This window comes from Rothia aerolata, from assembly GCF_014635585.1.
In the GTDB taxonomy this organism is placed as follows: Bacteria; Actinomycetota; Actinomycetes; order Actinomycetales; family Micrococcaceae; genus Rothia; species Rothia aerolata.
This window is the reverse complement of record NZ_BMDC01000001.1, coordinates 1,163,011-1,174,801: the sequence shown is the minus strand read 5'-3', so window position 1 is coordinate 1,174,801 and position 11,791 is coordinate 1,163,011. Positions and strand designations below refer to the sequence as shown.

Below are 11,791 nucleotides of genomic sequence, written 5' to 3'. Positions count from 1 at the left end.
AATGACCACCGCAAAAGAAGATATTCTGGCGCGCATCCGTGCCTCGCTGGCCGATAACCCCCAGCCGGCAGAACCGGTACGTGCTTACCGACGTCAGAGCCAGCTTTCTGCTGAGGCAACCAAGGAGATGCTGGTAGACCGTCTGATCGACTACAAGGCAAACGTCTTTTACGCTACCGAGGATAGCCTGCCCGAGAAAATCGAGGAGTTGCTCGGCGCTAATGCCCACTACGTGATTCCGGAGGGCCTCAACCAGGCCTGGCTGCCCGAAGACACCGCCACCCGCACCCGGGTGACCGACTCCGGCAACGATCAGAAGTCGGGTGCCCTGTCTCTGCGTGAGCTCGATAAGGTGGACGCGGTGATTACCAACTCCACCGTCTCCTGCGCAGAAACCGGTACGATCTTCCTCAACTCCAACCCCGATGAAGGACGCCGCGCGATCACCTTGGTGCCCGACCGCCACATCTGCGTGGTGAAGGAATCCACCATCGTGGAGCTGATTCCCGAGTCAATTGCCCGGATTTCCTACGAGCGCCCGGTGACCATGATTTCTGGCCCCTCGGCAACCTCGGACATTGAGCTGATTCGTGTGGAGGGTGTGCACGGCCCGCGTACCCTGGACGTAATTATCGTGGCCTAGGCTCAAGGAGCTTCGGTACACAGTGAGAGCGCCAGTACACATCTAGATGTGTACTGGCGCTCTCACTGTGTACTAAAGGGGAAGGGATTCTACCTACTGAGCTTCGAGGGCCACCAAACCTTCTTGCCAAGATCTTCCACCAGGGCCGGTACCAGGAAGGCCCGCACCAGGGTGGCATCTAGCAGCACGCCGAAGGCAACGATAAAGGCGAGCTGCACCAGGAAGATCAGCGGAATCACCGCCAGGGCTGCAAAGGTTGCCGCCAGCACAATTCCCGCTGAGGTAATCACCCCGCCGGTAACAATCAGGCCCTTTCTCATGCCCTCCCGGGTACCGAGCCCCAGAGATTCTTCTCGAACACGGGTCATCAGGAAGATGGTGTAGTCAATTCCCAGCGCCACCAGGAAAACAAAACCGTAGAGGGGTACGGTGGGGTCAGCGCCGGGGAAATCAAAGACGTGGTTGAAGAGCAGGGCTGCCACACCCAGTGACGCCAGGTAGGAAATCACGGTAATCACCAGCAGCAGAACCGGCGCTACGACCGAGCGGAGCAACAACATCAAAATCAGGGTGATAACCGCCAGCACGATGGGGATAATGACGGCGCGGTCGCGCTGGGCCGAGGTGATGGTATCGAGATCTGAGGCAGTTTCACCACCGACCAGGGCAGAGGGAGCTGCACTTTCAAAAGCGGAGCGGAGACGTTCCACCGTATCTTCTGCCGTCGGTGAATCGGCCGGGTCGGCGAGGGTAGCCTGAAGCAGAACCTGGCCGTTGACCTCGGTGGGGGAGGCGCTCGCAAAAACCGGCGGAAGATTCTCTGCCGAAGAACCTACCGGCAGGGTGCCCGAGGGCGAATCAGAAGAAACCACCGACACCGAGGAAACGCCGGAGTCGGAGTCGAGAGCCGCCACGGCGTCGTCCTGCTCGGAAGCATCCACCACAATATTGGCGGGCGTGCCGGAGCCACCGGGGAAGTGCTCAGCAAGAACCTCCTGGCCGGTGGCCGATTCAGAGCCGCCCAGCACCAACTCGGACTGGCGTACGCCCTCGGCGCGGAAGCTCAAGGACACCAGAGCGAAGACAGCTAGCAGGAGTGAGCAGGTAATCCAGATAGCGCGGGGCTTCGCCGCCACAAAATCGGCAATGCGCGTCCAGAGTTTTGAGTTGTATTCTGCGCCGGTCTCCAGGGCGGCGGGATCATGCTTGGGGCGGGAAGGCCAGAAAGCTACACGACCGAAGAGGGCCAGCACCGCGGGCAGGAAGGTCAGCGATGCCAGCATGGAGAAGACAATGCCGGTGGCGGCGACCGGCCCCAGAGCGGTGTTGGAGGCCAGCTGAGAGAAGAGCAGGCAGAGCAGACCTGCAATCACGGTGCCGCCGGAGGCAGCGATAGGTTCGAGGGAGCCCCGCCAGGCCTCCCGTGTTGCGGCAAAGCGACTCTGGTGGCGAATCAGCGCCTCGCGGTAGCGGGCCACGTAGAGCAGGGCGTAGTCGGTAGCGGCACCGACCACCAGAATCAGCAAAATGCCCTGCACCTGCCCGTTGATTTTGACCCAGCCCAAATCTGCCATGTGCCAGATAACGAAGATAGAGGCAGACAGCGCCATCACCGATGAGATGAGCACCAGAATAGGTAGCAGGGGCGAGCGGTAGACAACCAGCAGAATCACAAAGACCACTGCCAATGCCACCAGCAGCAGGATTCCGTCAATACCGGCGAAGGCCGCCGAGAGATCGGAGGCAAAGCCCGCCGGGCCGGTTACGTAGGATTCAAGCGAGGACGGCGCGCTGGCCAGACGTTCGCGGATGGTCTCGACGTCGTCGGAGCTGGTTTCGGGGTTGGCGAGCGGAAGTATCAGCTGGGCGGCCCGGCCGTCGTCGGAGTAAATCACCGGCGAAGCCTGGTCAAAGTCAATACCCTCTGTCTTCAGCTCATCGGCGAGGGAGCTTAGATAGTCCTTATCTCTGGCGCTGATTTCACTCTCTGATTCGAAGATGAGGATTGCGGGGGCGGCGTCAGAATCGTAAAAGTCGCCCTGCATCTGGGCCACCCTGGTGGCCTCGGATGACTCGGGCAGAAAGTCGGTGGAGGAGTTGGTGGAGACCTCGGAAATCTTGCCGAAGTAGGGGCCGCCGATACCGGCAACGGCAACCCAAACTGCCACTAGAAGGGCCGCGATGAGCACCCGGAGGCCGGGCTTGGGTTGACCTTCCTTAATCTTGGCTGACCAGGGCAAATCTGCTCGGCTCGTGGAGGTCTTGGGGGTCGGGGGCATATCTATCCTCTTCCAGTGAGTAGGGCGAAAATGGTTTCAAGGGGGCCACGGCGGATAAAGGTGCGAGCAAAAGCCCTGTGCCAGATCCAGGCGAAGAGCAGGGAAATAACCGTGAGGAAGACCAGCATGGGCCAGGAGTCGTCGCGGCTGGAAAAGCCGTAGGACGGCGCAAGGTCGGCGTAGAGCGCCAGGAGAGCAATCTGTAGAACGTAGAGGCTCAGCGTCATGCGGCCAGCCACCGTGAAAATCTCGAGGAAGGATTCCCTGCGGGAGAAAACCCGGGCTATGACTAGGCACCAGCAAACGGCGGAGGCAGCAAGGAGCAGGTCGAAACCGACCTCCCAGCGGTTGCCGGTATAGGGCAGGAACTCCATGATGGTGTGGGCGTAGTACCAGGTGGCACCGGCAGCAGCGGTGAGCAGGGGAGCTGCAAAGATTTGCAGAGCGGCAGCCCGGTTTCTGACCAGGCGAATGAGCACAATGCCCGCTGCCGCCCAAGCAACCATGGTGAAGGTACGGTAGTTGGGGCCCTCAAACATCCAGAGAGTGAGGTAGTGCAGTAGCGATCCCTCGCTAACCAGGCGCTGGTGAACCGGCTCGAAATAGGCCATAGCCCAGGGTGTGAACCACCAGCTGGCCAGGGCAATCACCGCATTGAGCCAGGTCGGCAGAAAGACGAGCAGGGCAACAATAATGCTCAGCAGACCAAGGTACTGGAGCACAATATCAACCTGGGCACCCCAGCTGGCTATATAAAGACCCAGGGCGATCAGACCGATACCGCGCACCACCGAGGAAGCAAAGAGCGTGGGAAAATTCATGCGCTCTTTGGAAAGCTCAGCGGAGATACCCACCAGCATGGCAAAGAGCGCGGCGGTTAAAAACTCTGAGAGGTTAAGGACGCCGCCGGGGCCAGCAGAGGGCGCCACATGGGCAACAAACATGGAAACCAGCGCCACGCACCGCGCCAGATCTATACCGACCATGCGCGTTGAAGCCGACACGGGCGTCGTCGTCATTAAACCCCCACTACCTGAGAAAACTGTTGCCTACCAGCCTACCCGTATAAGTAAAGTAGGCTTAGCTACGCCACAATTATTACCACCACAAAATCGGTCGGAGGGATAGATGGAAACCGCCCAGCAGCTTGGCGAACAGATAGCGCTGATCTTTAACAACACCAGCGAAGAAGTCGGTGAATATATCTCCGTTTTCTGGATTGCCCTGGTTGCCCTGCTGGCGCCCCTGGCGTCTGCGCTCTTTCGCAAGAAGATTCCCGATGTGGTCTTTCTGCTGATCTTCGGCATAATCATTGGGCCCAACATGGTGGGCCTAGCTAGTGATGCCAACGGCGTACACCTGCTCAAAGAACTGGGCTTAGGGCTTCTGTTCCTTTTGGCGGGTTACGAGATTAACCCCTCCACCCTGAAGTCTAAACAGGGTAGGTCGGCTATGGTCTCCTGGATTTTTTCCTTTGCGCTGGGGCTGCTGGTTGCCGGTCTGATTGTGGGCTTCAACCGCGGCTTTGACGTGCTGGTGACCCTGGCACTGGCCATGAGCTCCACGGCTCTGGGCACCCTGCTGCCGCTTATTAAAACCCACGGGAAAACAGGCACCAAACTGGGGGACGCGGTGATGGTGCACGGTGCCATCGGTGAGCTCTTTCCCATCTTTGCCATGTCTCTGCTGCTCTCAGCCCACTCCACCCTCACCTCGGTTCTCATTCTTCTTTCCTTCATGATTATCGCCGTGGTCGCAGCGGTTGTTCCCCACCGCCTCTTCGAGAACATTCCCGGCCTGCGCCGGGTCATGGCCGCAGAAGCCAACACCACCAGCCAGACCATGCTGCGCCTTGCCATGCTGCTGCTCACCACCCTCATGATGGCCGCGGCAGTCTTTGAACTCGACGTGGTTCTCGGCGCCTTTGCCGCCGGCTTCATTCTGCGCTCGCTCACCCCCAACGGCGCGGTGGAACCCTTTACCAAACGCCTAGAAGCGCTCGGTTTCAGTTTTCTGATTCCGCTCTTCTTTGTGGCATCTGGCATGGGAATCAACGTGAAGGTGGCTTTAGAACAGCCCCTGGTTCTGCTGGCTATCGTGGCGGGAATTCTCGTGATTCGGGGCCTACCCGTTTTCTTGCTGGAACGCTTTACTAGCACCGACTCAGGCCTGAAAACCACCAACGAAAAAGTGCAGCTGGGCCTCTACTCCGCCGCAGGCCTGCCGATTATCGTCGCGGTGACAGAGGTAGCGCTCTCCTACGAGCTCATCTCCGCCACCGCTGCCTCGCTGCTGGTGATGGCGGGAGCCCTGACCGTGCTATTCTTCCCCATCTGGGCTAAAACGGTAGACGCCCTCTTTGCCTCAGACTCCGAAGCTGGCCGAGGCGAGCCCACCACCGCCTAAAAAATCCAGGCGAAAAAATCTGAGCGCAGCAAGGCATCAAAGATAGCAACGAGTACCCTTCCCGTCATAGGGCAGCAGGAATAAACTCTCGGCGGCGGTAGGGGGTGAAGGCGGCAGCGACGTATGGACTGACGAGCGCCCCGCGCGAGGAGGGAATCAGTCGCAGAGCCTTTACCCCTACCGCCAGGTAGGTTTTTCTCACTCGGCCCGCAGCACCGTGAAGGTTTTGTCTCGCGCGACTTGCTCTACTTTCTTGAAGCGGGCCTCAACCTCGCCCCGGTAGCGCGCGTGGGAATTGTGTACCAGCAGCAGAGTGCCGCCTGGTTTGAGTACCCTGAGCGCGGCGTCCAGCAGGGGTTGCACCAGGGTTAAATCCACCCGGGTTCCCTCGTGAAAGGGCGGGTTCAGTAGCACCAGGTCTACCGAGCCGGCTTCTAGCCCTGCGGCGGCGTCGTCCCAGGTCACCTCAACCTGTGGAAAAGCCGCCAGGTTTGCCCGAGCCGAGCGCACGGCGTCGGCGTCAATATCGGTGGCAATCACGCGGCTGATAGCGCCGGTCGCGCCGCCGGTGAGCAGGTCGAGGCTGACCGAGCCGTTGCCGCAGCCGAAATCCAGCACGGTTAGGGCAGAGCGGTGTTCGCGCAGGTATTCGAGGGCGCACTGCGCCAGTAGCCTGCCACCGCGGTCGGCCCGAGCACCCGAGAAAACCCCGCCGTGCGCAACAAGTTCGCCCTTCTGAGGCGGCGAGGCCTGAACCGGTGAGGTCTGACCTGGACGAGGTTCACCCGCCAGCAGGCACCGGCGCTTGCCCTTACCTCGCAATCCCCGCACGCTCTTGAAGCTCTTGCCAAGCGTCTCATTGAAGGTGTGGCTCATGTGCTTGGTGTTTCCGCCCAGCACAAGCATGGCATTCTCCCCAGCAACCGATGAAAAATCTGTAGCCCAGTCGGCCAGAGCGCCGTGGGACTTGGATAGGCGACCGATTGCCGTGTTCCCTTGATAGTTGTTGGCCTCGAGGAAGTCCGCCAGGGCGAGGGTGGAATAGTTGGTATGACCTGCCTGGCTGAGCCCCGCGATACGCAGATAGGGGAGTGCTTCGGCTGCTTCTTTTTCGACGAGCGCACGGAGTTCGTGGGCCGCGGCGAAGGATCGCATACGTACAAGGACGCCGCCGCTCGGTTTCTCAGCCTCGGATTCAGCGGGGGCTGTGTTCAGGAGGTCTGCCAGTGCCCAGAGGGTCAGCGCAAAAGTCTGATCTTCGAGGATAACCAGGGGCCCGATGGGTTCAGCGTACTGACGATAGTCGGAGTAGATGAGCCGATCGAGGGCATCGGCACGCTGGTTGGCAAGGTCTGTCAGCTGGGTTGCAAGAGTAGAGCTAGGCACCTGCCCATTCTCTCATAGCGCCAGGTTGCCTCGCCTAAGCGCTTTCTGTTTCCGCTGCGCTTGCTCGAGAGGCCAATTATTGACCGTTTTTCTCAGATTTTCGGTATAAAAATGGCCTTTCGGCGGTGGCGCCAGATAAAGAAAAAGCCCCGGCCCCTCGTGAGAGGGAACCGGGGCTTGACCTGTCGGGATGACAGGATTTGAACCTGCGGCCTCGTCGTCCCGAACGACGCGCGCTACCAAGCTGCGCCACATCCCGATAGTTAACCTGTCAGATAATCCTGCAGGCAACTGTTCCATGATAACTGAGACCCCGCCACGAAACCAAATAGGTAGCCGTGTGACCTGCCAGGCAACAGGAGGTTATTCCTCCACCGCCATTGTCTCGTTCCAGGAGTCCACCATCTCGGCGAAGACCCCGCCCGCGGTGATCAGCGCCGAGGGGGCGCCGTCCTCAATCATCCTGCCCTCAGAGACCACCAGCACCCGGTCGGAATCCAGCACCGTGGAGAGCCGGTGGGCAATCACGAAGGAGGTGCGGCCCTGCAACAGCCGAGCCAGTCCCCGCTGCACCAGACGCTCGGTGGGAATGTCGAGGGAGGCGGTGGCTTCGTCCAGAATCAGCACCGAGGGGTTGACCAAAAAGGCGCGGGCAAAGGAGATGAGCTGTCGCTGGCCCGCCGAAACTCGGCCTCCGCGCTTGGCGAGGTTGGTCTCGTAGCCGGAGGGCAGGTTCATGATGAAGTCGTGGGCGCCCACCGACCGGGCGGCGGCGATAACCTCCTCATCGCTGGCAGACGGTCGCGCCAGGCGGATGTTATCGGCAACCGAGCCCGAGAAGAGGAAAGCCTCCTGGGTAATCATCACAACCTCGCGGCGCAGCTGTTCATCGGAGAGGTCGCGAATGTCCACGCCATCGAGCAGCAGCCTGCCCGAGCTCACGTCGTAGAAGCGGGCAATCAGCTTGGCCACCGTAGACTTGCCCGCGCCGGTCTTACCCACCAGCGCCACCTGCTGCCCGGCGGGTACGTGTAGGTCAAGCGGATGCAGAGCGGGGCGACCCGGCAGGTAGCTGAAGGAGACGTTGTCAAAGAGGACGTCGCCGCTGGGCTTGCCCTCGCGGGTGACGGGGTGCTCGGGTTCGGCTACCGAAGGCTCCTCTTCGAGGAAACTCGAGACCTTTTCCAGCGCCGAGACTGCCGACTGGAAGAGGTTGTAGAAGTCAGAGAGCGCCATGACCGGTTCAAAGACCCGGTTGGCGTAGATAGCCAGGGCCAACAGGGTGCCCACCTGCATGGAGCCACCCAGCACCGCGTAGCCGCCGATAATCATAACCGTACCCAAAAAGACATTGCCAATGGCGGTCAGTGAGGGCATAAAGATGCCGTTGACCTTGATGGAATCCATGACCTTGACCCGGAAATCTTCGGCAATGTTGCCGTAGGCGCTACGGGCCTGGGGCTCGTAGCGGAAGGCCTTAACTGCTCTAATGCCGGTGAAGGTTTCTACGAAGCGACCAATGAGCTGGGCATTGACCACGCGCTGGGCGCGGTAGGCAAGAGCAGAATGCTTACGGAACCAGCGGGTGAGAAAATAGATGGGCACCGCCGCCACCAGTAGCCCCACCCCTGCCCGCCAGTCCAGCAGAACCAGGGCGGCTACGGTAAAGACCATGCTGAGCAGGGTAGAGGCCAGCTGCGAGAGCCCCGAGTCGAGGAAGGACTTGAGGGTCTCCAAATCGGAGGTCAGGCGGGAGACCACACGGCCGGAGGTATAGGTTTCGTGGAACTGTACCGAGAGCCGCTGGGCATGGCCGAACATGCGTTTGCGCAGGTCAAAGAGGGCCCGCTGGGAGACTTTGGTGGTGAGCACAACGTTGGCGTAGAGGGTCAGTCCCGCCAGTACCGCCGCCGCAAAATAGAGGGCAACCACCAGGGTTACCGGGCCCGAATGCCCCTCCATCAGGGGAGTAATCGTGTTATCGATACCGTAGGAGAGTAGCAGGGGTAGGGCGGTGGTCAGCCCCACCGACACCACCACCAGCACCAGGGTGAGAATCAGCTGTTTCTTCAGCGGCCGAAGCACAGATCGCAGCAGTTTCAGAGATCTTGCCTGCGCTTGTTTCTGCTCTTCGGCGCTGAGTTCAACGCGGTCTTCCTGTAAAACCGGAGCTACGCGTGCCATGGGGCATCACCCTCCTCAACGATGTCAGCATCCAGGCTCATCAGCCGGGCATAGTCGGGGTTGCTCATCAGCTCGCTGTGTCGCCCGGTTGCCGCAATCGCGCCGTCCTGCATCAGCGCCACTCGGTCGGCCAGGGCCACGGTCGAGGGGCGGTGGGCGGTAATCACCACGGTGGTCTGGTTCAGGTGCTCGGAGAGCATTCCCACCACGGCCTCTTCGGTTTTAACGTCCAGGGCTGAGAGCGGGTCATCAAGAAGCAGAATACGGGGCCGGGTGGCAATGGCCCGTGCCAGGGAAAGACGCTGGCGCTGACCGCCGGAAAGGCTCATGCCTTCCTCGCCAATGAGGGTGTGCACGCCATCGGGCAGGTCGCTCACAAAGTCGCTGGCTGAGATGCGCAGGGCATCCTCAACGATCTGGTCTAGTTCCTGCTCAGTTTTGGAGGCGCGGTCAACGCCCACCAGCACGTTGTCCCGCACCGAGGAAGAAAAGAGAATCGGCTCCTCAAAAGCCACCGCAATCTGGCTTCGCAGATCGGGTAGGGGTAGATCGGCCACAGAGTGACCGTCCACCAGCAGGTCACCACCGGTAAGCGAGTAGAGTCGCGGAATCAGCTGCAGCAGGGTGGATTTTCCGCAGCCGGTAGGGCCTACCAGGGCAAGAATTTCGCCGGGCGCAACGGTCAGCGAAAGGTCTGTGAACACCGGGGTGGGGGATCCCTCGTACGAAAAGTCGGCGTGCTCAAACCGGATTTCTGCCGCCTGCTGATACGGCTGTGAAGAGGGGAGGACGTCGCTGCCCGGCTGCCCTGCCTCGGAGCCGGGTACAGGGGTGGTCACGCCGGGCACCAGCAGCACCCGCTCGCCGGAGGGCTCGCTCATGATTTCGCGGTGACGGTCCATCGCCACCTTGGAATCTAAGTACATGCTAATCATCATGCCCGAGCGTTCCACGTGGGGAGTCAGCATGGCGGTGGTCGCGAAGAAGGCGGTGAGGGCACCGACCGTCATCTGCCCGTTGGCAACCTCGTTGATACCCACCAGCAGGGAAATCGCCATGGTAGCGCCGGTCAGCAGAGAGGTTTTAACAAAGGTGGAGCCCAGGGTCTTCGAGCGGTCAATCTCGGTGTGCATGAGCTCGGCGGATTCATCTGTAAACCGGTCGAGAGCGTTCTCGCCCTGGCCCAGCGCCTTGAGCACGCGGATACCCTGCACCGACTCTTCGACCGAGGTTGCCAAATCGCCCGACTGCTGCTGGGAGCGCCGGGTCAGCTTCTTCATGCGCTTGATAAAGAACCAGAGCACCAGCAGGGTGGGCGGAAGCGAGCAGGTATAGATGAGCCCCAGCAACCAGGAGCCCCTAAAAAGATAAAAGAGGCCTACCAGAATCGCCAGAGCAGAGGTCACGGACTGGATGGAGCCAAAGGAAATCCAGCGCCGAATCATGCTCATATCCGAGGTGGAACGGGTGAGCAGCTGCCCTGAGGGCCAGCGGTCGTGGAAAGAGACCGGCATGCGGGAGAGCTTGTCATAGAGTCTCATGCGCATGGTCATTTCCACCGTGGCGGCGGTATCGACCACCAGCATTCGGCGCACGAAGAAGAGGACTGCCTGGGCAAGACCCAAAACGGTAATGAGCGCGCCGCCCGCCCAGACCCTGCCAGGGGTGGGGGTCTCAGAGCCCACCAGGTGGTCAACAATCCAGGCCAGCACCTGTGGAATCGAAATACCGATCACCGTGGCGGTAACGGCAACCGCGCATCCCAGAAACCAGCGGGCACGGATTGGCCGCATGTATTCCCACAGACCCAGAGCTGGTGGCTCCTGGGAACCCACCTGCAATGGGGCAGGAACAGGCTCCCTCTTCGATTCGATCAGACTCATAGCTTCTAAAATACACCGCAAAAGTTGGGCATGCGTAGGGCGCTCTCGGTCAGCCGAATCGGGGGAGAGTGTACCGGGTGAGTCTTATGCGCGGGCGGTCAGTGTTACCAGAATTGCCTCGGGCGGGCAGAAGAGGCGCACCGGGGCAAAACGGGAGGTGCCCAGTCCGGCTGAGACCTGCACCGGTACCTCGCCCTGGAGAGAAACTCCCTTAGCACGGTCAGTCTCAAGATCACAGTTCGAGGTCAGGGCCTTCCCCCCGGGCAGGCAGACCTGCCCACCGTGGGTGTGGCCGGCGAAAATCGCCTGAGCGCCGTCGTCCACAAAGCGGTTGAGCGTGCGCAGGTAGGGGGCGTGGCACACGCCCAAACGCACGGACGGCGCCGGTTCGGCGTCGAAGGCGCGCGGGGCGAAGCCGGGGTGCTCGTCAAAGCCCAGGTGGGGATCATCCACGCCGGAGAACTCCAGGCGCAGCCCCTTGAGCGTGAGGGTATCTGCTCGGTTAATCAGGCCAACCCAGCCCCGGGCGTCAAAGGCATCGTGCATCTGCTGGGTGGGTAGTTCCTGCCGGTCGGGGCTGATTCCCTCATCTGCGGTGGACTCCTTCCACAGATAGCGCGCCGGGTTTTTCAAGACCGGGGCGTAGTAGCAGTTGGAGCCGGGAACGTAGACCCCGGGGAAATCCAGCAGGGGATTCAGGGCCTCAAGCAGGGAGGGCAGGGCAGACATGTGCGAGAGGTTATCGCCGGTGTTAATCACCAGATCCGGGTTCAGCTCGGCCAGCGAGTGCATGAACTCGGTCTTCTTCTGCTGCCCCGGAATCATGTGCATGTCTGAGATATGCAGAATCCTGAAATCCTCAGCCCCCTGGGGAAGCACCGGAAGGGTCTCGGAGCGAACCTTAAAGTTGTTCAGCTCAATAAAGTGGGCATAGGCTACGGTGGCTGCACCGGCTAGTACCGAAGCACCGGTGGTGGTAGCTAGACCCTTAATCACCGGGCCGGTTGGAA

The 11,791-nt window shown here is 60.7% G+C and carries 8 protein-coding genes and 1 tRNA gene; 2 read left to right on the top strand and 7 right to left on the bottom strand.

Annotation, left to right across the window (positions count from 1 at the left end):
• Window position 1 precedes the first annotated feature (1 nt).
• On the top strand, window positions 2-643 hold the full coding sequence (locus tag IEV00_RS05265) for a LutC/YkgG family protein (RefSeq protein WP_188359222.1): 642 nt from the start codon (window positions 2-4) through the stop codon (window positions 641-643).
• 89 nt (window positions 644-732) lie between these two features.
• Here the strand turns inward: IEV00_RS05265 and IEV00_RS05260 are convergent, their stop codons facing one another.
• Window positions 733-2,922, bottom strand: a complete 2,190-nt coding sequence (locus IEV00_RS05260; protein WP_188359221.1) for an MMPL family transporter — start codon at window positions 2,920-2,922, stop codon at window positions 733-735.
• A gap of 2 nt (window positions 2,923-2,924) precedes the next feature.
• Window positions 2,925-3,941, bottom strand: a complete 1,017-nt coding sequence (locus tag IEV00_RS05255) for an acyltransferase family protein (RefSeq protein ID WP_188359220.1) — start codon at window positions 3,939-3,941, stop codon at window positions 2,925-2,927.
• A gap of 109 nt (window positions 3,942-4,050) precedes the next feature.
• Here IEV00_RS05255 and IEV00_RS05250 point away from each other — a divergent pair, with 109 nt between their 5' ends.
• Complete coding sequence (locus tag IEV00_RS05250; protein ID WP_188359219.1) at window positions 4,051-5,328, top strand: cation:proton antiporter; 1,278 nt, start codon at window positions 4,051-4,053, stop codon at window positions 5,326-5,328.
• Between the two features lie 198 nt (window positions 5,329-5,526).
• Here the strand turns inward: IEV00_RS05250 and IEV00_RS05245 are convergent, their stop codons facing one another.
• From IEV00_RS05245 to IEV00_RS05225, 5 genes are all read right to left on the bottom strand, one after another.
• The gene (locus IEV00_RS05245) at window positions 5,527-6,714 is read right to left on the bottom strand and encodes a class I SAM-dependent methyltransferase (RefSeq protein ID WP_229723071.1); all 1,188 of its coding nucleotides are present in this window, start codon (window positions 6,712-6,714) and stop codon (window positions 5,527-5,529) included.
• 185 nt (window positions 6,715-6,899) lie between these two features.
• Window positions 6,900-6,973: transfer RNA gene (locus tag IEV00_RS05240), tRNA-Pro, on the bottom strand.
• Between the two features lie 104 nt (window positions 6,974-7,077).
• On the bottom strand, window positions 7,078-8,898 hold the full coding sequence (locus IEV00_RS05235) for an ABC transporter ATP-binding protein (RefSeq protein ID WP_188359218.1): 1,821 nt from the start codon (window positions 8,896-8,898) through the stop codon (window positions 7,078-7,080).
• Window positions 8,886-10,781 (bottom strand): ABC transporter ATP-binding protein, encoded by a 1,896-nt coding sequence (locus IEV00_RS05230; RefSeq protein WP_188359217.1) that lies wholly within the window; start codon window positions 10,779-10,781, stop codon window positions 8,886-8,888. Before IEV00_RS05230 ends, IEV00_RS05235 begins: the two co-directional genes overlap by 13 nt.
• 84 nt (window positions 10,782-10,865) lie before the next feature.
• Complete coding sequence (locus tag IEV00_RS05225; protein WP_229723111.1) at window positions 10,866-11,777, bottom strand: metallophosphoesterase; 912 nt, start codon at window positions 11,775-11,777, stop codon at window positions 10,866-10,868.
• Between the last annotated feature and the right edge of the window lie 14 nt (window positions 11,778-11,791).